The 21,004-nt window shown below is 67.2% G+C and carries 15 protein-coding genes; 8 read left to right on the forward strand and 7 right to left on the reverse strand.

Annotation, left to right across the window (positions count from 1 at the left end; all coding sequences use genetic code 11):
- The first annotated feature begins 1 nt into the window (after position 1).
- The gene (locus C936_RS0101655; protein WP_018175012.1) at positions 2-1,348 is read left to right on the forward strand and encodes a phenylacetate--CoA ligase family protein; all 1,347 of its coding nucleotides are present in this window, start codon (positions 2-4) and stop codon (positions 1,346-1,348) included.
- On the opposite strand, the gene C936_RS0101660 is transcribed toward C936_RS0101655, so the two are convergent.
- Positions 1,342-3,054 (reverse strand): asparagine synthetase B, encoded by a 1,713-nt coding sequence (locus C936_RS0101660; RefSeq protein ID WP_018175013.1) that lies wholly within the window; start codon positions 3,052-3,054, stop codon positions 1,342-1,344. The two genes, C936_RS0101655 and C936_RS0101660, sit on opposite strands and share 7 nt — an antisense overlap.
- 430 nt (positions 3,055-3,484) lie before the next feature.
- Between C936_RS0101660 and C936_RS0101665 the strand changes: the two genes are divergently transcribed.
- The 4 genes from C936_RS0101665 to C936_RS0101680 are packed head-to-tail and all read left to right on the forward strand — an operon-like array spanning position 3,485 to position 6,455.
- Positions 3,485-3,736 (forward strand): acyl carrier protein, encoded by a 252-nt coding sequence (locus C936_RS0101665; RefSeq protein ID WP_012983883.1) that lies wholly within the window; start codon positions 3,485-3,487, stop codon positions 3,734-3,736.
- A complete protein-coding gene (locus C936_RS0101670; protein ID WP_018175014.1) occupies positions 3,737-4,564 on the forward strand; it encodes a hydrolase 2, exosortase A system-associated in 828 nt (275 codons plus the stop codon).
- Positions 4,561-5,445: a hydrolase 1, exosortase A system-associated gene (locus C936_RS0101675; protein ID WP_018175015.1), complete on the forward strand. Its 885-nt coding sequence runs from the start codon at positions 4,561-4,563 to the stop codon at positions 5,443-5,445. The genes C936_RS0101670 and C936_RS0101675 overlap by 4 nt, the downstream gene beginning before the upstream one ends.
- Before the next feature lie 8 nt (positions 5,446-5,453).
- Positions 5,454-6,455 (forward strand): glycosyltransferase, encoded by a 1,002-nt coding sequence (locus C936_RS0101680; RefSeq protein ID WP_018175016.1) that lies wholly within the window; start codon positions 5,454-5,456, stop codon positions 6,453-6,455.
- On the opposite strand, the gene C936_RS0101685 is transcribed toward C936_RS0101680, so the two are convergent.
- Both C936_RS0101685 and C936_RS0101690 read right to left on the reverse strand, forming a co-directional pair.
- A complete protein-coding gene (locus C936_RS0101685) occupies positions 6,452-7,153 on the reverse strand; it encodes a class I SAM-dependent methyltransferase (protein WP_018175017.1) in 702 nt (233 codons plus the stop codon). The genes C936_RS0101680 and C936_RS0101685 overlap by 4 nt on opposite strands.
- A gap of 43 nt (positions 7,154-7,196) precedes the next feature.
- Entirely contained in the window at positions 7,197-8,804 is a 1,608-nt protein-coding gene (locus C936_RS0101690) for an amino acid adenylation domain-containing protein (protein WP_018175018.1), read from the reverse strand.
- Between the two features lie 298 nt (positions 8,805-9,102).
- Between C936_RS0101690 and C936_RS0101695 the strand changes: the two genes are divergently transcribed.
- Positions 9,103-10,902 (forward strand): ABC transporter ATP-binding protein, encoded by a 1,800-nt coding sequence (locus tag C936_RS0101695; RefSeq protein WP_018175019.1) that lies wholly within the window; start codon positions 9,103-9,105, stop codon positions 10,900-10,902.
- 16 nt (positions 10,903-10,918) lie between these two features.
- Here the strand turns inward: C936_RS0101695 and C936_RS0101700 are convergent, their stop codons facing one another.
- Both C936_RS0101700 and C936_RS0101705 read right to left on the reverse strand, forming a co-directional pair.
- Positions 10,919-12,124, reverse strand: coding sequence for a pyridoxal-dependent decarboxylase, exosortase A system-associated (locus tag C936_RS0101700; protein WP_038038502.1), 1,206 nt, complete (start codon positions 12,122-12,124; stop codon positions 10,919-10,921).
- A gap of 41 nt (positions 12,125-12,165) precedes the next feature.
- Entirely contained in the window at positions 12,166-13,764 is a 1,599-nt protein-coding gene (locus tag C936_RS0101705; protein ID WP_018175021.1) for an acyl-CoA ligase (AMP-forming), exosortase A system-associated, read from the reverse strand.
- Positions 13,765-13,945: 181 nt separating this feature from the next.
- Here C936_RS0101705 and C936_RS0101710 point away from each other — a divergent pair, with 181 nt between their 5' ends.
- Positions 13,946-15,337 carry a putative O-glycosylation ligase, exosortase A system-associated gene (locus C936_RS0101710; RefSeq protein ID WP_018175022.1) on the forward strand — a complete coding sequence of 464 codons (1,392 nt, stop codon included), beginning with the start codon at positions 13,946-13,948 and terminating at the stop codon, positions 15,335-15,337.
- Positions 15,338-15,367: 30 nt separating this feature from the next.
- Complete coding sequence (locus tag C936_RS0101715; protein WP_018175023.1) at positions 15,368-17,209, forward strand: hypothetical protein; 1,842 nt, start codon at positions 15,368-15,370, stop codon at positions 17,207-17,209.
- Between the two features lie 50 nt (positions 17,210-17,259).
- Here C936_RS0101715 and C936_RS0101720 read toward each other — a convergent pair whose 3' ends face one another.
- Positions 17,260-19,482, reverse strand: a complete 2,223-nt coding sequence (locus C936_RS0101720) for a hypothetical protein (RefSeq protein ID WP_018649128.1) — start codon at positions 19,480-19,482, stop codon at positions 17,260-17,262.
- Positions 19,482-20,948 (reverse strand): asparagine synthase-related protein, encoded by a 1,467-nt coding sequence (locus tag C936_RS0101725; protein WP_018175025.1) that lies wholly within the window; start codon positions 20,946-20,948, stop codon positions 19,482-19,484. The genes C936_RS0101720 and C936_RS0101725 overlap by 1 nt, the downstream gene beginning before the upstream one ends.
- Positions 20,949-21,004: the final 56 nt, after the last annotated feature.

Below are 21,004 nucleotides of genomic sequence, written 5' to 3' on the forward strand. Positions count from 1 at the left end.
GATGGGGCTGTACACCTCGCTGGTCGCGCATGGCGCGTTTCCCGTGCACGAGCGGTTGAAGGGGCACTCGACGGTGCGCCTGCGCAAGGCGCTGGAGGCGACCCAGTGGTGGGCACCCGAGGCACTGGAGAACCTGCAGCTGACCCGCCTGCAGCTCCTGCTCGAACGCGTGGCCCAACAGATACCGTTCTACCGCCAGTGGTTCGCCGACCAGGGCTGGTCACCCCGCGCACTGACGAGCCTTTCGGATCTTGAACGCCTGCCGATCATCGACAAGGCCGTGCTGCGCCAGGCAGGCCATGAGTGGCAAGCGGACGGGGCACAACACCTGGTCGCGCAACGTACCAGCGGTTCGACCGGCGAACCGCTGGCCTTCTGGCTGGGGCGCGAGCGCATTGCGATGGACATCGCCGCCAAGTGGCGCGCGACCCGCTGGTGGGGCGTCGACATTGGCGATCGCGAGCTGGTCCTGTGGGGCGCACCGAACGAGACCGACGTACAGAATCGCCTGCGGTCCTGGCGCGACCGCGTGCTGCGGTCGCGCCTGGTCCCGGCCCGCGACCTCGACCGGGCACGGGTCGATGCCATCATTGACCAGACTCGCGAGTTCCGCCCGCGCATGATCTTCGGCTATCCCTCCGTACTGGCACGGGTCTGCGCACACGCGCGGGAACAGGGCCGGCGCCTGGATGATCTGGGTATTCGGGTGGCCTTTACCACGTCGGAGGTCCTGCGCCCGGAGTGGCGGGCGATCATCACCGACGTACTGGGCTGTGGGGTCGCGAACGAGTATGGCGGCCGGGATGCCGGCCTGATCGCACGCGAGTGCCCGCATGGCGGGCTGCACCTGACGGCCGAGGCGCTGATCGTCGAGATCCTGGACGATGCCGGGCGACCGCTTCCGGCCGGCGAGACCGGGCAGATCGTGGTCACCAACCTGATGGGCCCGGAGTATCCCTTCATCCGCTACCGCACCGGTGATCGTGGCGCGCTGGACCCGGCGCCCTGCCCCTGCGGGCGCGGCCTGCCGCTGCTGCGGGAGATCGAGGGGCGGGCCAACGACGGCCTGATCGCGCTCGATGGCCGCTGGGTGCACGGCAGTCATTTCAACTACTGCCTGCGCGAGATCGCGGGCCTGCGCTCGTACAAGATCATCCAGCACGCGCCGGACCGGGTCGAGCTGTTGCTGGTCCTCGACGAGCCCCTGGCCGAGACCGTGGAGCAGCGCCTGCGGCGTGCCTTCACACAGGCCCTGGGGGAATCCTTGACGGTGGAAATCCGCCAGGTCGAGGCGATCGCCCCGGAAGCCGGCGGCAAGCACCGGCACGTGGTCTGCCGGGTTCAGTAACCGCCCGCCTGGGCGCGCGCTTCGGCTGGCATCTCGCTCGGCGGGGCGTGCAGCCAGAGATCCAGCATCATCAGCACCCACACCATGTCGCCGTAATAGGCCGCGTGTCCGTCGCGGTGCAGCGATATCAGTTCGTCGATGAACTGCGGCCGCAGAAAGCCCTGCCCCTTGAGCCGCAGCAGGCTGTCATAGGCCAGTTCGCGCAGCGGCGCGTGGTCGTGCATCCACACCCCGAAGGGCAGGCCAAAGCCATGTTTCTTCTTGTCGATGATGGCGTCGGGCAGAAAGCCCTGCATCGCCTCCTTGTAGAAGTGGCGCAGCCGCTGCCCGCGCAGTTTCTGGTCGGACGGGATGCCCAGGGAGAACTCCACCACGTCGTCGTCCAGCATCGGAAAGACGACATCCACGCCGGCCAGCTCGCACATGCGGGTCACCTTGCGCAGGTCGTTGTCGGCCAGGGTCTGCTGCCAGTCCAGGTACATCATGCGGTTCAGCGACGAGGCATGCGCCGGCTGGTCGTGGATCTCGCGCATCAGATCCCACGGGGCCTGGGTATCCACCGCCGAGAGAAAGTCCGGCTCGAACATCGCCGTGGGCGAGAGGTGATACAGGTAGTTGTAGGTCTGCAGCCGATCGGGCAGCGGGATGCGCGCCTGCTCCACGTAGCGGCGCGCCTTGCTCAACCAGCCGGCCCCCTGCGGGATGCGGGTCGCCAGGGGTTCCAGCATGCCCTGGCGCAAGGGGCGTGGCAGGCGCTGCCAGTGCTCGAACAGGCCCTGCTTGGCATAGCGTGCGTTGCCGGCAAACAGCTCGTCGCCACCATCGCCGGCCAGCATCCGTGTCACGCCCGCCTGTGCCGCCATGCGTGCACAGAAATAGGCAGGCAGCGCCGAGGAGTTGCCAAAGGGCTCGTCGTAACTGCCGGCAATCAGGGGGACAGCGGCGACGACATCGTCCGGCGTCACGTAGTACTCGTTCGCCTGGGTCGCAAAGTGCCGGGCCGCGATGCGGGCGTACTCCATCTCGTCGTAACCCGGGGCATCGAAACCGATGCTGAAGGTCGGCGGCGGCTCGGGGGTCGTCTCGGCCAGGAGCCCGGCCACGGTCGAGCTGTCCAGCCCACCGCTGAGAAAGGCCCCCGGCTTCGGCGTCTCCCGCTGCTGCTTGACGGCATTGCGCAGCTGATCCCGCAGGGCCGTCCCCATCTCGGCGGCATCGCCCATGCGCGCCTCGCGGAAATGCGGGAGCCAGTAGGGCTTCACGCGGATTGTGTCCGCCTGACCGTCCAGGTAATGCGCGGCGCGCAGCTTCTCGACGCCCGCGAACACACTGACCGGTGCGGGCAGCATGTGAAAGAAGAGATAGTGATAAAGCCCCGAGGGGGTCGGATCGCGGCTCAGACCGGGATAGCGAACTACACTGCCGGCCGTTGTCCCGAAGGCCACCCCGCCCGGCACCGCCGCCCAGTGCAGCGAGGCCTGCCCCATGCGGTCCACGCCCGCGAGCAGGCGCGGCCGCTGCGGGTCCAGGATCGCCACCACGAAATCCCCCGCCACCTGGCTGAACAGGGCATCGCCGAAACGCCGGTAGGCGTCGAGCAAGGCATGGGCGGGCGACTGCTCCAGCGCCAGGCGCTGCAGGCCGCGCTCCCGCCACCGGGGGTGGCCGGCGATGGCCGCGATCAGCCCATCCGGGGCCTGGGCCACCCAGCCGCCCTGGACCAGACACCCGCCCCGGGGGCCATCGCAGCGCGCGCTGGACTCACGCGGGACCGAAGGGAGCCCCGCCTCCTGCAGGCCGAGGATATCGCCCGCCGCCCCCCTGGGCGCTCCAAACCATCCACATAGTCCCGCCATTGGCCTTCCTGTCGCCTGAAGCGGCGTTCAAGGAAACAGCAGCAAGTGCCCGCCTGTGATGGCTCCCGTGGGCATGCCGATATTCAAGTTTCCGCGTTTACCTTCCAGCAAACCAAAAATGCCGGCAAAAGGTAAAACTCAATGATGGAGGGACTGCCGACCACTTTAAAGTATTGATTATTTGGTACCCGCAAGGTCTCCAGTTGTCGGCCACAAACTTTCACAATAGGGCTTCTGGAAGTATGTGGAATGCGCCACCAGGGAACAGGAGATCTGCATCATGTCGACGCTCGAGCACATCAAGGCCTTGCTTGACAGCGCCCTCGGCCTGAATGGCCGCGCCCAGCACTTTGACCGCTCCACCCCCCTGCTGGGCGGGGTCCCCGAACTGGACTCCATGGCGGTGGTTTCCTTGATCAACGAGATGGAAGAACAGTTCGACATCGTGATCGATGACGATGACGTCAGTGCGGAGACCTTCGAGACCGTCGGCGCCCTGGTCGATTTCGTTGAACACAAGAATGGTGCCTAGATGGACGCCGGTTTCCTGCCGGGCTGCGCCGGACCGATCTTTTATGTCCTGCACCCGGCCGCCCGGGCCCCTGCCCGCGGGCGGGTCCTGTTCGTACCCCCGTTTGCCGAGGAGCTGAACAAGGCCCGGCGCATGGTGGCGCTGCAGGCCCGGCGCATGGCCCGCGAGGGGTACACCGTCCTGCTGCCGGACCTGTACGGCTGCGGCGACAGCGGTGGCGATTTTGGCGATGCGCGCTGGGAGATCTGGCTCGACGACCTCGCGCGCTGCCTGGATCACCTGGAGGCGAAATCCGACGACCAGGGCCCCCTGATCCTCTGGGGACTGCGCGCGGGCGCCCTACTGATCAGCGAGCTTCTGGCCACACGCGCCCCGTCGGTGGCGGCGACCGTGCTGTGGCAACCGGTCACCAACGGCGAACAGCACCTGACACAATTCCTCCGCCTGCGCATGGCCGCCGCCATGATGGGCGGGGAGAAGGAAAGCACGGGGCAGTTGCGCGGCCGACTGGAGGCGGGAGAAGCCATCGAGGTCGCGGGCTATACCCTGGCGCCGGCACTGGCAGAGGCACTGGCAAAGGCCCGCCTGGCACCACCTCCACACGGGCCGGTGTACTGGTTCGAGGTCAGCGACAGCGAGGGCGCTGCTCTGTCCCCGGGGAGCACCCGGACGCTGGATGCGTGGCGCGAGCAGGGGGTGGAAGCTCACGCCTCCGTTGTCCTCGGCGAACCCTTCTGGAATGCGCCGGACATCCTCGAGGTCCCGGCCCTGCTGGAACACACCATGGATTGCCTGGGACACACGGTATCCCTGGGGCGGGCGGCATGAACGAGCGGGCGGTCGTCTTCCGGCTGGGCGGGGAGGAGCTGCTCGGCATCCTTCACCCTGGCGCCGCCGGGGCCGCACGGGGCGTCCTGATCGCCGTGGGCGGTCCGCAGTATCGCGTCGGCAGTCATCGCCAGTTTCTGCTCCTGGCCCGCGACCTGGCGGCTCGGGGGATCCCGGTGTTCCGCTTCGATTTTCGCGGCATGGGCGACGCGTCCGGCGCCCAGCGCGATTACGAAGAGGTACACGATGACCTGCGCGCGGCGATGGATACCTTCTCGGCCGAGGTACCGGGGATGCGCGAGGTCGTGATCTGGGGTCTGTGCGGTGCGGCCTCCGCCGCTTTGTTCTATGCCTGGCGCGACCCCCGGGTGGCGGGCCTGGTGCTGGCCAACCCGTGGGTCCGCACCGACGAAGGCCTGGCCCGCGCCTACCTGAAGACCTACTACCTCCAGCGGCTTGTTTCGCGCGACTTCTGGTCAGGCGCCCTGAAGGGGCGTTTCAACCCCTGGGCCTCCCTGCGCTCCCTGGGACGGATGGTCGGCACGGTACTGGGCCGTGGTACCGGGGCATCCCCGGCTGCGACCGACGAGGGCCGCGTCGATGTTTCGTCTGCGCCCCTGCCGGACCGGATGGCCGAGGGCTGGTGCCGCTTTCGCGGGCCGATCCTGCTGGTCCTGAGCGGAGAGGACCTGACGGCCGCCGAGTTTCGGGATGTGGCCAGCCATGCACCGGCCTGGGACGGCTTGCTGCGACAGCCACGCGTGACCCTGCGCGAACTGCCGGACGCGAACCACACCTTTTCCCGCCGCGAATGGCGCGACCAGGTTGCGACATGGACGCATGACTGGCTGCGCCAGGCGCCAGGGCCCAGCCCGGGATGATGCCGCCCATGGAAGCTTCCCTGGCGCACAACGTACTCCCGGCCGAGCCGGAGGGACTCCCCCGCAAGCCACTGGTGTCGGTGATCATGCCGGCCTTCAACACGGCGGCCTACATTGCCGAATCCGTCAACAGCGTCCTGGATCAGGACTACCCCGGCATCGAACTCATCGTGGTGGACGACGGCTCGACCGACGGGACGGTCGAGATCCTGCGCGGGTATGGCGATCGTCTGACGCTGCTGACCCAGCAGAACCAGGGGGCGGCCGTGGCACGCAATACCGGCATCGCGGCTGCCCAGGGCGACTTCATCGCCTTTATCGATTCCGACGATGTCTGGCTGCCCGGCAAGCTGACCGCCCAGGTGCTGTACATGCAGCAGCACCCGGAGATCGGCCTGGTGCACACGGATTTTCTGGCGTGGAAGCCGGATGCCAACGGACAGTTCGCCCCGCCCCATACCCTGGCCGATCCCCCGGTTCCGGTGACCGAGGTGCCGGAGATTGTCCCAGAGGGTTCGGGCTGGGTGTACAACCAGCTGTTAATGGAATCCCTGCCGCATACGATCACGGTGATGATGCGGCGCGAGCTGGTGGAACAGGTCGGCCCGTTCGACCCGCAGCTCAAGCGCGGCCAGGACTATGACTACTGGATTCGAGCCTCGCGACTGACCGAGTACCGCCAGCTGGACCGGGTCACCGCCCTTTATCGCCTGCACGGGCGTGGCTGCATGACCCGATACCCGGAGGTGAACTACGAGGTCGAAGTGGTCCAGCGGGCGCTGGGTCGCTGGGGTCTGGTGGGGCCCAATGGCGAAAAGACCCCCTGGCCCCGGGTCCGCGAGCGCCTGGGTGATGCCTGTTTCACCTTCGGCTACCACCATTACTGGGAGGGAGACCCACGGATCGCCCGGCGCGCGTTCTTTCAGGCCCTGGTGCACCGACCGGGACGCATGAAGACCTGGGGGTATCTGGGGGCCAGTACGGTGAAGGCCCTGTTCGCCCGGAGCTAATCTCGGCGGTTTCGATAAACCGCGACACGGCCGATCGGCATCTTTCGCAGCCGCCTGGTGCGGTACTCCCGGTAGGCCACGCGCTCCAGAAATGGGGCCTCGTCCAGCAGCCTTCGCTGGGTCGGGTTCTGGTACACGACCAGCACGTCCCGCTCTCCGTCGGCCTGCAGGGCGCTCTCGAGGTTCGCGAGCACGCGCTCCATGATCGCGGCCTTGAAGGGATTGAACAGGTAGATCAGCAGGTCGCCCGGCGGCAACCCGAACGCGCCGGCGTCGCCACAGACGGTCTCGATCCGGTGCATGCAGCGCTCGGGGTGCCGGTAGATCCGCGCATTCGCGGCGGCGATCGCGTCCAGGCGGGAGTTGTATTCGACCCCGATGATCCGCCGAAACGGGTGATGCGATGCGAGCAGCAGCGCCTTTCCCTTGCCCGACCCCAGATCAATGAACGCATAGCGCGCGGGGGCGATGCCCAGGGAGCGGATGATCCTGTGGAACAGACGCGGCGGGGCCCCCTCGTATCCCTCGTGCTCCTGCGGCAGACCCGCATCGTCCCCGGCCTGGATGCCGGTATTGGTGCCATGCTTGAGATCGAAGTCCGTCAGCCGGAACAGGATGTTCCGCGGGATGAGGGCCAGGGTGCGCCACCAGCCATGCCGGTGCAGGGAGGAGCGTAACTGAACCAGCGCCTCCTTCATCTCGCCGGCCTGACGGGGACAGCGCCGGAAGGCGCAGGGTCATTCACACTTCTGCCGCCTGCAGCGTCTCGACGAGCACCTTGCGATCAACCTTGCCATTCGCGTTCAGCGGCAGTTCGTCCAGAAGATGGATCTCCCGCGGCACCATCACGGTGGGGAGCCGCTGCCTCAGTTGTTCCCGAATCACCTCCACGTCCAGGTGTTCGGCGACCACAAAGGCGATGATGCCGGAGGCTCCACTTGCGGTACGCGGCCAGCCGACCGCAACGGCCTGGTCGGTCGCCGCGACCTCGCGCAGGGCCTGTTCGATCTCGCCCAGTTCGATGCGCACGCCACCGATCTTGATCTGGTGATCGAAGCGCCCGAGGAACCGCAGGGGCTCTCCGGGATACGGGCGCCGCACGAGATCGCCCGTGCGGTAATACAGGGTGCTGTCGTCCCCGAGCCGGATGAATGCGGCCGCGGTGCGCTCCGGGTCCTTCCAGTACCCGGCGCTGACCTGCGGCCCGCTGATCAGGAGTTCGCCCTCGCCCCCTTCCGGCACCTCGTGAAAGGCCTCGTCGACCACAAGAACCCCGACCTGGTTGCCCGGATAGCCGATGGGGGCCATCCCGTGGGTGCACTCGGCAGGCGAACGCGCCGGGTCCCAACGGTAGAAACAGGCATCGACGGTGCACTCGGTGGGCCCGTAGGCATTGTCGATCGTGGCGTTGGGTGCGGCGGCCGCCATGACCCTGGCCAGTTCCGCCGACAGGGCCTCGCCGCCAAAGCGGCACAGCCGCAGCTGGGGGAAGCGGCCGGGGGCCCAGCCGTTGCGGCGGCTCATGCCATGGCCGGCCGACGGCGTGATGTCGATGACGGTCAGGGCCTTGTCGGCGATGTAGCGGTTGGGGTTGAACCACTCGCGGGCGGAGGGGCAGCAAAGACATGCGCCATAAGACCAGCCCACGTACAGATCGAACATCGAGGAGTCGAAGGTAATGTCGTAGAACTGCGAGAAACGATCGTTCTCGCTCAGCCCCAGAGGGTCATAGCGCTCCCGCGACATGGCGACAAACCGGGCCGCATTGCGATGACGCACGGCCACGCCCTTGGGTACGCCGGTACTGCCCGAGGTGAAGAACAGGCAGGCGAGATCGTCGGGATTGACCCGTGTCGGCGACCATCCCTCGGGGGGCGAGGCCTCGTCCAGGGCATAAAAGGCATGCCCGGGCCAGCGGGACTGAAAGGCATCGCAGTCCTCCCGGGTCGGCAGCCAGATCGCACAGTCGGAATGCTCCGGCCCCAGCCAGCCGCCCAGCGACTGCATCCCGGTGGCATCCACGACCAGTGCCCCCAGACCGGCCAAGTCGACCATCCGCCGTGTTCGCTCGGGGGGGAAAGACGGATTCAGGGGTACCAGCGTGTGCCCGGCCATCAGCACCCCCAGAAGGCCCTGGTACAGGATGCGCGAGCGCTGGGCCAGGACACCGATCGTCCGCGGCTCGTCGGCGAGCAGGACGGCCTGCAGGCCCGAAGCCAGGCTGGCACTGGCGGCGTAGAGATCCCGGTAGCGGACCTCGCCCCCCTCCACATCCAGCGCCGGGCGGTCCGCGAACTGCCTAGCCGCGCGCAGGAACCCGGCGTGCAAACCGTACTCGTCCATGGCCATCCGACCACTCCTTGAAGTCACAAATGTACGGGATGGAGGCCGCGCCTGCTGGCGGCAGTTTTTACTTGAATACTCGCCGAAAGCTGGCTGTCCACCCCCTTCTGGGAGAATCCGGAAACCGGTTAAATCACGCAATCCCGACCGCGGGGGATTTACCTGATATTCCGGATTGGACGGCCGCATGAGTTTTGTAATTAACGGGGCATTCCGCCCCGTCAGACCTGACTTTCCCGTTTCCTCGAGGGTAAAAAAACGCTATACGTCATAGGGGTCCCGATGCTGAAAACCGGTTGATTACATGTTCAGAACCTTGCGCAAGTTGAACGCCCTTTTGCACCCCCGGGATCGGCGCAAGGTCGGGCTGCTGGTGATCCTGATGATCGTCGCGGCGTTCATGCAGACCGTGGGCGTCGCCTCGGTGATGCCGTTTCTCGCGGTGCTGTCCGACCCGGACATGGTTCACGACCACGCGCTGTTGAGCGAGGCGTACAACACCCTCGGTTTCGAGTCGACCGGAGAGTTTCTCTACTTTCTGGGGGTAGCCGCGTTTGTAATGTTCATGCTCGGGACGCTGCTGCAGGCGCTGACGCAGTGGTCGATCACGCGCTTCTCCCACATGCAGCAGTACGAACTGTCGCGCCGCCTGATGGCCGACTATCTGCGACGGCCCTATACCTTTTTCCTGCACCGCAATTCGGGCGATCTGGCCAAGACAATCCTGCAGGAGACCACGCACGCGATCAGTGGCGCGGTGATGCCGGCCATGCGCCTGGTCAGCCAGGGTCTGCTGGCCATCTCGCTCATTGCCCTGCTCATCCTGGTCGAGCCGTGGCTCGCGCTCACCGTGGCCCTGGGCCTGGGCAGCGTCTATGCGGCCATCTACGTCGTGGCCCGGGTCTGGCTGAACCGGATCGGACAGGACCGGGTGGAGGCCAACCGCGAGCGTTTCACCGCGGCGGCCGAGGCCTTCGCGGGCGCCAAGGAGATCCGCCTGCTGGGGCGCGAACGCGACTACCTGGAGCGCTACCGCCACCCGTCCAGGCGCTACGCCCGGCACCAGGCGAACGCGGTGCTCCTGCAGGACACCCCGCAGTACGCGATCGAGGCGATCGCCTTTGGTGGTGTACTGCTGCTCGTGCTGTACCTGATGGCCGGCGACGGGGGGCTCGCCCAGGCCCTCCCCCTGCTCGGCCTGTATGCGCTGGCGGGCAAGCAACTGATTCCCGCCTTCCAGAAGATCTTCCAGAACGTGGCCGCCCTGCGCTTCAATTTTGCGGCGGTCGACAACATCCTGAAGGATCTGGGTGATCGCGGCGGCGACGTCTTGCCCCCGCGCGGCGAGGCCTCTGCTGCACTGGCGCCGCAGCAGGCCATTCGGGTCGAGGGCGTGACCTATCGCTACCCCCAGCATGACCGCGTTGCACTGGATCACCTCTCGCTGGAGATCCCGGCCCGCACGACCATCGGGCTGGTGGGTTCGTCCGGGGCCGGCAAGAGCACGCTGGTGGACGTCCTGCTGGGGCTGCTGGAACCCGACGAGGGGGCGATTCTGGTCGACGGCCAGCCACTCACCGCAGCGAACGTGCGGCAGTGGCAGGCGGCACTCGGCTATGTGCCGCAGCACATCTTCCTGGCCGACCAGAGTGTCGCCGCCAATATCGCCCTGGGCGTACCGGAGGCCGAGATCGATCATGCCGCGGTGGAGCGGGCCGCGCGCCTGGCCAACCTGCACGACTTCGTGATGAACGACCTCCCGCACGGCTACGACACCCTGATCGGGGAACGCGGGACCCGCCTGTCCGGCGGACAGCGTCAGCGCATCGGCATTGCCCGGGCCCTCTACCGCGACCCGGCGGTGCTGTTCTTCGACGAGGCCACCAGCGCCCTGGACAACGCCACCGAGCGCGCCGTGATGGACGCCATCCACAACCTGAGCGGCGACAAGACGATCATCCTGGTCGCGCACCGGCTGAGCACCGTCAAGCCCTGCGACCAGATCTACGTGCTCGATGGCGGGCGCCTGGTCGACCAGGGCCGCTGGGAGATGCTGGTCGACGGCAGCACGCACTTCCAGCAGCTGGCCGCCGGGCACGCCTGACACCCGACCCCTCGCGTCAGACGAGGATCTCCGCCGGCTCCGGGTGGCTGAGGAAACCCCTGGGGCTGGCCGTGTAGCCATAGGCCCCGGACTGGAAGACCACGACCAGATCGCCAATCTCCGCGCGGGGCAGTTCCATCTGCTGACCCAGGACGTCCAGCGGGGTGCACAGCGGCCCGACGACGTCCACGACTTCGGTTTCCGCCTCCCCCATGCGGTTGCCGATGGCGACCGGGTAGTTCTTGCGGATCACCTGGCCAAAGTTGCCCGAGGCCGCCAGGTGGTGATGGAGCCCCCCATTGGTGACGAGGAATACCCGGCCGCGCGAGACCTTGCGGTCCAGTATCTCGGCCACGTAAACGCCCGCCTCCCCCACCAGGTAGCGACCCAGCTCGAGGATGATCTCGGCCCGCGGCATCCGCGCGCGAACCTCCGGCAGGCGTTTCTCGAGCTGCTCGGCGATGGGGCCCAGGGTCAGCGGTTGATCGCCCGGGAAATAGGGGATCCCGAAACCGCCCCCGATGTTCAGTGTCTCCACCGGCCCCGGGGCATGGTCGGCCAGGCGCAATGCCAGGTCGAGGGTCAGGCCCTGGGCCTCCACCAGCGACTCGGCGCGCAGATTCTGCGAGCCGGCAAAGATGTGAAACCCGCGAAAGTGCAGCCCCAGCTCGCCAATGCGCCCCAGCATCTCGGGCACGCACTCGGCATCCACGCCGAATACCTTGGGGCCGCCACTCATCTTCATGCCCGAGGTCTTCAGCTCGAAGTCGGGGTTCACTCGCACCGCGACGCAGGGCGCCCTGCCGGTGCGCTCGGCAATCGCCGCGACCCGCGTCAGTTCGGTATCGGACTCGAGGTGGATGGTGATCCCCGCGGCTACCGCCATCTCCAGCTCGGCCGGGGACTTGCCCGGCCCGGCGAAGCTGATATCGGCCGCGGACACCCCGGCGTCCAGGGCAATCTGCAGTTCGCGCCCGGAGGCGACATCCAGGCCATCGACCAGCGAGGCCATATGCCCCACGACCGCCGGCATCGGGTTCGCCTTGATCGCGTAGTGGATCGACAGGTCCCGGGGCAGGGCCTGGCGCAGGGCCTGGACGCGGCGCGTCATGACCTGTCGGTCATAGACATAGAACGGGGTCCGGCCCGCGCGGCGGGCGATCTCGGTCAGGGGGATCCCGCCGATCAGCAGCGAGTGGTCGCGCACCTCGAAGGCCGCCATCGCCGCATGACGGGGGGCGGACGTCATGGATACCTCCCGGTTCATGACAGGGCGACCGCCTGGAACAGGCCCTCGAACTCGGCCGCCAGCGCCTTGCGGTCAATCTTGCCGTTGCCATTGCGGGGCAGGGACTGCGACCGCAGCTCCAGGTGGCTGGGTACCATGAAGGCCGGCAAGCGCTCGCGCAGCAGTGCCATCAGCTGGTCATGGGTCACCGAGGGTTCGGCGGGCAGCGCGACCAGGACGACCGCCTGGCCCAGCTGCGGATGCGCGATACCCAGCGCCGCCCCCTCGGTCACCAGCCCCGTGGCATAGGCGACCTCCTCGATCTCCACCGGGCTCACCCGGTACCCCGAGGTCTTGATCATCTCGTCGCGCCGGCCGACGAAGTACAGATATCCATCCTCGTCCATCCGCACCGTGTCACCGGACCACACGGCCATCTCCTGGCCCGGCAGGCCTTCGGGTTGTCCCGGCGCGGGACGGAAGCGCTGGGCCGTGCGCGCGGCATCGTTCCAGTAGCCCATCGCGACCAGGGCCCCGCGATGGACCAGTTCCCCGGGCTCTCCGGGGGCGCAGCGGCTGCCGTCCTCGCGCACGACCATCACCTCGGCATTGGGTATGGCCCGCCCCATGGAGTCGGGGCGACGATCGACCTCCTCGGGCGGCAGATAGGTCGAACGGAAGGCCTCCGTGAGGCCGTACATCAGATAGACCTGGGTGCGCGGCAGGTGCGCCCGCAGGCGCTTCAGGGTCTTCAGGGGCATCGCGCCGCCCGAGTTCGTGATGTAGCGCAGGGATCGCCGCGCGGCCTCCGGCCACTCCATCTCGGCCAGCTGGATCCACAGCGGTGGCACCGCCGCCAGCCCGGTGATCCCGCCCTGGCTCACCGCCTTCAGAACGTCGCGGGGCAGGAGGTAATTGAGCAGGGTGGCATGGGCCCCGGTCAGGAACGCGGTGGTCAACTGACTGAAGCCGTAATCGAAGCTGAACGGCAGCACGCAGAGGATGCGGTCCTCCGCACGATTGTGCAGATAGTGCGCGACGCTTTGCGCTCCGGCCACCAGGTTGCGGTGCGACAGCACCACGCCCTTGGGTCGCCCGGTGCTGCCGGAGGTGTAGAGGATCGCCGCCATGTCCGTGTCGATGACCCGATGGGCCGGCCTGCCCAGCCCGAAATCCGCCGCCGACTGCCAGGCCTCGAGCCGCGGCCCGCCCGATGTTTCGGCGTCAGGCGGTGTGTCCACGAACAGGATGGTGTCCAGTTCCGGGCATTGCGCCAGGGCATCGCGCAGCGCGGCATAGCGCACTGCGGACGTGACCAGGATTCGCACCCGGCAGTCCTGAAGGATGTGCGCGACCTGCGAGGCCTTCAGCAGCGGGTTGACGGGGACCATCACCCCTCCCGCCCGCGAGGCCCCGAACATCGCATGGACCGCCTCCGGACATTTGTCCAGATACACCGCAACCCGGTCCTGTCGCTGAAGCCCGGTGGCGAGCAGCCGTCGGGCTGCGTTCTCGATGTCGCTGGCGGCCGCCTCGTATGACTGCGTGACCCCCCGATGGGTGATGGCCGAGGCCATTGGGTTTCGCTCGGCGCTGTGCAAAACGCCTTCGTGCAGCAGGGTGGTGTGACGCATGATCAGAACGGACTCCGTCAAGGTGGATTCGGCACGCAGCCGAGTACGAATCTTTTACAACCCCATACCCACTCGTTCGGTAAATAGGCTACTCTTCGAGTGGGCCGAACACTATCGCCGTTTTCATGTGTCGAAACTCGAATCGACACGCACGTACTGCTGTATAGCGGAATTCTCTGCGATGCGCGACTACCTGCTGTTTTTTATAATCATGGTGTTGATCCCGGTGATCCTGGCAAGGCCCTGGGTCGGCATCCCCGCCTGGTTCTGGGTCGGCCTGATGGCCCCGCATGGCCTCACTTGGTCGTTCATGCGCAGCTTCCCCGTAGCCGCCGTCATTGGCATGACAACGCTGGCCGCGCTGTTTCTGGCCAAGGATCGACGGCCGATGCCGATGACGCGCGAGATGGTGATGTTATGGGTGTTTCTCGGCTACATCACCATGACTTCGTATTTTGCGGTAAATTCCAGCGGTGCATGGGACTTCTGGCAGCACGTTTTTAAGATCCTCTTGATTACATTTATCACACCCATGCTGATATTCGGTCAGCTTCGCATCGTCTGGCTGTTATTAGTTATTACATTCTCCATCGCATTTTTCGGGTTCAAGGGCGGCCTGTTCACGCTGTCCACGGGCGGGCAGTACATGGTGCTGGGCCCTCCGGGCTCCTATCTGTCCGGGAACACGTACATCGGGCTGGCAATGGTGATGGTGCTGCCGCTGATCCTGATCAGCGCGCGGCTGTTCCGCGAGCGCTGGGTGGATCTCGAGATCCCGGGCCTGGAGCGCTTCTACCGGCCGATCAGCTGGGGCGTATACGGCGTGTTCTGGCTGACTGCCATCGCGATCCTCGCGACCTATTCCCGCGGGGCCCTGCTGGGGATCCTGGTGGTCGCGCCGTTCCTGTTCTGGCACATGCGCCACAAGCTGGCGATGGTGATGGCCGGCGTGCTGGTCTTCGGGGTGATTGGAGTGACCGCGCCGGATCGTCTGCTGGATCGCTGGGGCACGATCGAGACCTACGAGGAAGACCGTTCCGCCATGCAGCGCATCCAGGCGTGGGGCGTGAACTGGAACATGGCCACCGAGCGACCGCTTACCGGGATGGGCTTTCGCAACCACCACCTCGGCTATGACTGGTGGGTCGGCTACGCGAATTTCGAGGGGGACTGGCGCCACGTGCTGTCGCCGCACAGCATCTATTTCGGCCTGATGGGCGAACATGGCTTTGGTGGACTCGCCACCTTCCTGCTGCTGGTCGGCTTCACGTTCTTTTCGCTGAACCGGATCCGCAAGCGAGCCCGGCTCGAGACGGGGCAGATCTGGCTGGCGGAATACGCCTGGGCCATCCAGGTGGGGTTGCTCGGCTACCTGGCTGCCGGGGCCTTCCTCGACGTGATCTACTTCAACCTGCTGTTCGCGTTCATCGCCCTGGCCGTCATCATGCGCCGCGAACTGGAAGAAGCACCCCGCGTGGCCGAGGCGCCCGTGTCCGCACCAGTCCAGGCGAACACGTTCCCGACGCGAGCCGAACCCGACAGCGCCACCGGGGCGCCCGGCATCTCGCGCTAGGGAAACACGGATTCATGTACACGCACGCTCATGGGTAAGGTCGTCACCTTGGGCGCCTCCACGCTCCAGCCGTGGGCCGAGCGCCTTGCCCAGGCGGTCGCAGCCCATGTGCGACCGGACACCGGGCTCTGGGACCCCATCGAGCAGGCGCCGAGCCCCGCGGACCATTACGGCCAGACCAGTGCGACCCTGGCGCTGTACCTGCAGGGTGGCCCCGAGATGGAACAGTGGGGCTGGCCATTGCGGGCCTGGCTCACGCGCTGTGGCCGCCACGCCGGGCACGCACCGTTCAACCGCCTGTTGCTGCTGTTGTTGCGGGAACGGGTCATCGCGGGGGTACAACCTGTCACGCCCGCACTGGAAACGATGCTCGACGAGGCGCTGCAACGGTGCCATCCGAGTCGACACTATCCGTCGAATAACTGGACCCTGCTGGCCCAGCTTTGCCGTCTGGTTGAGGCCCGGCCCGGCCGCCCACGTGACCATGCGGCGGCTCGGCTGGCCGCATTGCTGGAACGCTGGACGACCGCCAGCGGCGGTTTTATCGACTATCCGGCCCGCCCGGGGCCACGGGGCGTGGCCACCCCGATGGCGTACCACCACAAGGCCTTGCTGATCGCCTCGATTGCGCTGTGTTACGCACCCACGCCCGCGCTGGCAACGCTCACCCAGCGCCTATATGGCTGGGTCGCGCTGACCTGGGACGGCGGAGAGTACGCGGGAGGTCTTGGCCGCAGCACCCACTCCCTGTTCGGCGACGCCTGCCTGGTGGGCAGCCTGGATCTGCTCGGGCTGGCCGGGGCACAGCAGACGGACGCCCCGGCCGGGCAGATGCTGCGTGGCGTGCTGGCGCGATGGGAGCGGCAACGCAGAGGCGACGGTCTGCTGGGTCTGACGCCCGCGGATCGTGCCTCCACACCCGGGAACCGTCCCGCGGGATGGGACAACTACATGCACCTGTCGGTCTACAACGCCTGGGCCGCTGCGGTCCTGGCATGGGCCGGCGACCGGCGGCGCCGCGAGGGGACGCCGGAGATCGTCGAGGATCTTCAATGGGCAGGAGGGCGGACCGGCGCCTGCCAGCAGGATCTGCAGGCGGGCGTACTGTGCGCCCGGGCCGGGCCGGACCTGTGTGCCCTGATCAGCACCCGCGGGCAAGCGCAACAGGCGTTCAGCCGCGACGTGGCCGAGCTGCGCTATGCCGGTGGTCAGCCCTTTCACATTCGCCACCGCGACCGGATCCTGTGCCCGCCGGCGGTACGGGTCGAGGCCGAAGCGCTGCTGCGCAACCCGGCCCTGGCCGGCTGGGTACCTTTGTTTCGGATCGGCGACCAGTTCTGGGCCCTGGCCGATTTTCGCTCGGTGACGGTGGATACGGCGGGGGCCGCCGTACGGGTACGGCTGGAAGATGGCCACGCGGTCCCCGTGCTGCGGGCAGCGGCCCGCACCCTCTGGAGGCGCGGCCTGGCCGCGCTGGACTGGCGCTGGTTCGGCGGGGCCGTCGGACGCGGGGAGGCCCTGCGGCGCCCGCGCTCGTCCGTCCTGTTCGGCCGCATCACGTTCTGGCTGGACCCCGCCGGGCCCACACTGCGCCAGGAGGTCGCGCTGGAATGCCGAGGCGAGGTCCCGGTCCACTACCTGAACCCGGGCGGCCATGCGCTGGTGGTCGACAACGGCCCGAGTGTGCGGCGCTTTCAGCAGCAGGATCCGGTGACCGGTCAGTGGACCGAAGTGCTCTTTCCCGCATCCGGACGCTCGATCGTCCAGATCCCCCTGCCCTCGACCATCCCCGGCCTGGGCTGCGCACTACCGCCGAAACCGCTGCCCCCGGGCCCCTATGCCCACCGACTGACGCTTGGCTGGAGCGACTGAATACCCGCCCCCGGAACGTGAGGGAGACGCGGGATTCAATCCGCGTCTCCCTAGTCACCCTCGGGCAGGCGCTGCAGGATGATCCCGCGGCGCAGGTCGGACCAGATCAGCACATCCGTCCCGGGCAGTGGGGTGACGCGATGCCAGTTCTCGTAGCGGTCAAACGGGCGATCGGCAAAATCCACCTGCTGCCAGTTGTGCATAAGCCGCCAGGGCTTCCCGCGCGGCGGGTCGCCGATGTACATCTGCCGCGCATTGTTCTGCAGCAGGATGTAGTCCCCGGTTTTCGGGTGATAGGTCAGCCGGCTGCCGCCGGCAACATAGGCCTGTCCGGAGGCCCCGTGCCGCTGGAACCGGCCCTCGCGATCGATGGTGGCCGTGGCCTCGGCGCCGCGGCGGTGGTTGCCGCCGTACTGGGTCATGCCCCCGTAGATCAGCACCTCGCGGTGGACCGGGTTGTAGAGCGTGGTCCCGCCATACCCGGAGGACTGGGTACGGCCCTCGGGGCCCCGGTAATCCGGGTGATTCCGGGGATAGGTCCACGCCCGATCGCCATGCCCCCAGACACGGACCTGCCCCATCGTGTGGGCCTCGATGCCGTCACCCGGTATAAGGTCGTAGCTGGCGGAGCCCAGCGTATAGAGGACGAATTTCTCGATATCGGGATGCCACACGGTCGAGTGATCGCCGACTGCATGCGCATTGCCCTGGCCGGCACCCAGGCCGACCTCCTCCCAGGCCGTCGGGTCGGTGTACGGGGCGCGCACCAGGCGGCCAATGTCGGAGCGTCGCGGCTCGCTCGGCGAGAAGTACAGGTAGCCATCACCGCCATCCATCAGGCGGTTGTACGGGCGCCGTTCGCCCCCGTCATAATCGAGCCCCGGAGGGGCCACGACGCCGGCCCAGGTCAAATCCGGCTCCAGCCAGGTTACCGAACGAACGGAATTGTCCCGCATCAGGATATTGAACAGCCGCCCGGTCTCCGGATCGAAGATGTGGCGGTCGGTCCAGCCCACCCCGAAGGTGCCGCGCTTGTCCGGGTCATGCCACTGGGTGTTGTTCATGCGCGCCATGTCCGGGACTCCGTCCGGCAGCTGGGTCTCCACGCGGCGGAACTCGCCCGGTTCCAGGGTCTCGGCGATGTCGTACAGCTGTGAACGTCGCTCCGGCGCGGGCTGCGATGCCGAAACCTGCAGGAACGCCGCGTGTGATTCGGCCCGTGGTGGCGGGACGGCGGCCGCCCGCTCCTGACCGAACGCCGATTGATGCCGGTGCAGCAGCGGGCCGGCCTGGTTGAGCCAGAGGATCACCCCGAAGTCGTCGATCGGCACCGGCACGATCCCGCCATAGCGATCAAACGGCCAGCGCTGGCCGCTCCAGTCGGCCGCCTTGCGCCATTCGTCCTTGTCCGGGTCGAGCTCCCACAACTCGCGCACCCGCCCGGCCCGCAGCACCAGATAGTTCCCCGTTTGCGGATCGTAGGTCAGGCTCTCGTTCATGATCCCGAACACGAACGGGGCGTCGCCGAGGTCGCGCACGTGGCCGTTGCCATCGAGCAGGGAGACCTTGTTGCGGGACTTGTTACCACCGATGAGCAGCATCTCGTCGCGCACGCGGTTGTACTGGGCGGAGGAGTGATAGCCGTCCACCGCGACCTTGCCGTGTTCGACCCAGCGGCCATCGCGGAGGCCATAGACCTGGCCCTCGCGGAGGTAGATCAGCTGGTCCAGGGCGTCATGCCACTCGATCGGGTCGGTATGTTCCCAGCCGCCACCCGGGCCGGGGAAACTGCGCGTCGCGAGTTCCCAGCGATCCTCCGCGATGGAATAGCGATGCAGGGTGCGCTGCGAGCGGCCAGCACTGATCTTGTAGTAATGCCCTCGCTCGGGATCGAGTGCCACCCCGCCATAGACATGCGCGAAGGGGGGTGGGCCCTCGGCGGACAGGTGCTGCCACTCATGGCCGTCTTCGCGGTAGGCAATGAATACCGGCCGTGATCCACGGTCGCCATACATGAAGAGCTGGCGCCGCTCGGCATCCCAGTGGGCGCTGTCGTTCCAGGTATCCGGATCGATCGAGTAGGCACGCAGAAAGTCGTGATAGCGCTGGAACCCCTCGGGCAAACCGGCATCGAGGGGGGCCAGTTCCCCCGGCTGCAGGCTCGCCGCCATCCGCCCCAACGCGCTGTCACTGGCCGCTGCCTGGCTGGTCGCAAGCGCCAGCGCGAGGATGGCCGGCAACCAGACGGTGCTTCGACGCGCGAGCCGGCGCATCAGGCAGCCTTTCCGGTTGGGTGGGCAGCCGCCTGGTGGCGGTGAGGGTCGACCCCCAGCTCCTGAACCGCCTGGAGTAGCGGCATCACCTTGACGAAGGTCGGCGAGAGCGGACGGGTACGCCCTGTGCGCAGGGCCTCGAGGGTGTAGCCGACCACACGCTCGGGACGAGTGAACACATTGAACAATGGCCGCGCCAGGTGGGCCGCACTGCGGCTGATACGCGTCCACTCCGCGCGTGGGCGCGGCTCCGTGGGCTTCTGGCTGTACGGGATGTGCGCGGCGTGGGGATAGTGACTCTTGATCACCTCGTCATGGAACGCGCGCATCGCAAACGACTGCCACGGCAGGCTCAGCAGAAACGCCAGCACGTCGGGATCCTGATAGGGCAGGCATACCGCGTGCTGCTGGCCGGCCATGGCGATCGGCAGCAGGGCGATCTCGCGGCGGATCCGGCTCCAGAACAGGAACGACTTGACCGGGTCGGGCGCACCGGCGTGCGCGGACAGCTCGCGGTTGATCGCCTCACGGGCGATCTGTATGCCCCAGCGCTCCTGAAACGGGCGCTTCAGGAACGCGGTATAGCTGCCCCCCGCCAGCAAGCGATTGGTCGCGCCTGCGAGGTCGCCGGCGTCCAGACACTCGGCCATGCGCGCGTCGAAATAGTTGCCATTGCTCAGGATATCGCCGGCCAGGCCATCGAAGACCGGGCCGTCCAGATAGGGCAGCAGCTCGAGATACCAGCTGTTTTCATCCGTGGAGTAGTGGTTCAGGCGATTCTTTTGCCATTCTGCGGCGACGCGATCCTGGGACATCTCGATCACCTGACACTCGATGTCCAGGTGCCGGGACACCGCCTGCGCCGCACCAGTCTCGTCCCCACTCTTCGCCTGCAGGACGAGCGTTCGGGGCGGGGGGGTGCCCTGGCGTGCCAGTTCCAGGCAGATATGGCGCGAGTCGCGGCCGCCGGACAAAGGCAGGCGCCCCACGCCTCCAGCGGCGCGTCGTTCGATGGCCCGCGCAAAGAGTTCCGCGAACCGTGTCCGCGCCTCGTGCGGATCTCCGGGAAAAGCGGCCATCAGGGGGATGGCGGAACGCTCGCCGGAGAGCACACCCTCGCGCCACAGCAGGGTCTCTCCCGGCATCAGGACTTTCACGCCCGCCAGCGGAGTCTGATCACCCACCAGATAGCCCAGGGCCATGAAGACCGCGATGGCTTCGTCGTCAAAAGTGGGCGCCGACAAGCGCGCCGCGACCTCCTGCAGGGAATCGGCCACAATCAGGCGACGGCCCTCGCGGGCATAGAACAGCGGGATGAACCCGAGCCGATCCGCCGAAACGGAGAGACTCGCCCCGTCGAATGACCAGCCCGCGACGAGTGTCGGGCCTCCGGCGACCCAGTCGAACTCCAGATGATGGGAAGCCTGCCCCAGGCACTGGCGACCGATAACCTCTACGAACGCCATCGTATGCTCCCCAAGGGATCCCGGTGGACCTGGAGGCCTTTTCGCCGATCCGCGCA

The organism is Thioalkalivibrio sp. ALJ4 (assembly GCF_000377225.1).
GTDB lineage: Bacteria > Pseudomonadota > Gammaproteobacteria > Ectothiorhodospirales > Ectothiorhodospiraceae > Thioalkalivibrio.

Excerpts from the sequence above, each read along its gene's own strand:
- C936_RS0101655 (WP_018175012.1), top strand. The coding sequence starts at position 2 with ATGGGGCTGTACACCTCGCTGGTCGCGCATGGCGCGTTTCCCGTGCAC.
- C936_RS0101665 (WP_012983883.1), top strand. The coding sequence starts at position 3,485 with ATGTCGACGCTCGAGCACATCAAGGCCTTGCTTGACAGCGCCCTCGGC.
- C936_RS0101670 (WP_018175014.1), top strand. The coding sequence starts at position 3,737 with ATGGACGCCGGTTTCCTGCCGGGCTGCGCCGGACCGATCTTTTATGTC.
- C936_RS0101675 (WP_018175015.1), top strand. The coding sequence starts at position 4,561 with ATGAACGAGCGGGCGGTCGTCTTCCGGCTGGGCGGGGAGGAGCTGCTC.
- C936_RS0101680 (WP_018175016.1), top strand. The coding sequence starts at position 5,454 with ATGGAAGCTTCCCTGGCGCACAACGTACTCCCGGCCGAGCCGGAGGGA.
- C936_RS0101685 (WP_018175017.1), bottom strand. The coding sequence starts at position 7,153 with ATGAAGGAGGCGCTGGTTCAGTTACGCTCCTCCCTGCACCGGCATGGC.
- C936_RS0101690 (WP_018175018.1), bottom strand. The coding sequence starts at position 8,804 with ATGGCCATGGACGAGTACGGTTTGCACGCCGGGTTCCTGCGCGCGGCT.
- C936_RS0101695 (WP_018175019.1), top strand. The coding sequence starts at position 9,103 with ATGTTCAGAACCTTGCGCAAGTTGAACGCCCTTTTGCACCCCCGGGAT.
- C936_RS0101700 (WP_038038502.1), bottom strand. The coding sequence starts at position 12,124 with ATGGCGGCCTTCGAGGTGCGCGACCACTCGCTGCTGATCGGCGGGATC.
- C936_RS0101705 (WP_018175021.1), bottom strand. The coding sequence starts at position 13,764 with ATGCGTCACACCACCCTGCTGCACGAAGGCGTTTTGCACAGCGCCGAG.
- C936_RS0101710 (WP_018175022.1), top strand. The coding sequence starts at position 13,946 with ATGCGCGACTACCTGCTGTTTTTTATAATCATGGTGTTGATCCCGGTG.
- C936_RS0101715 (WP_018175023.1), top strand. The coding sequence starts at position 15,368 with ATGGGTAAGGTCGTCACCTTGGGCGCCTCCACGCTCCAGCCGTGGGCC.
- C936_RS0101720 (WP_018649128.1), bottom strand. The coding sequence starts at position 19,482 with ATGCGCCGGCTCGCGCGTCGAAGCACCGTCTGGTTGCCGGCCATCCTC.
- C936_RS0101725 (WP_018175025.1), bottom strand. The coding sequence starts at position 20,948 with ATGGCGTTCGTAGAGGTTATCGGTCGCCAGTGCCTGGGGCAGGCTTCC.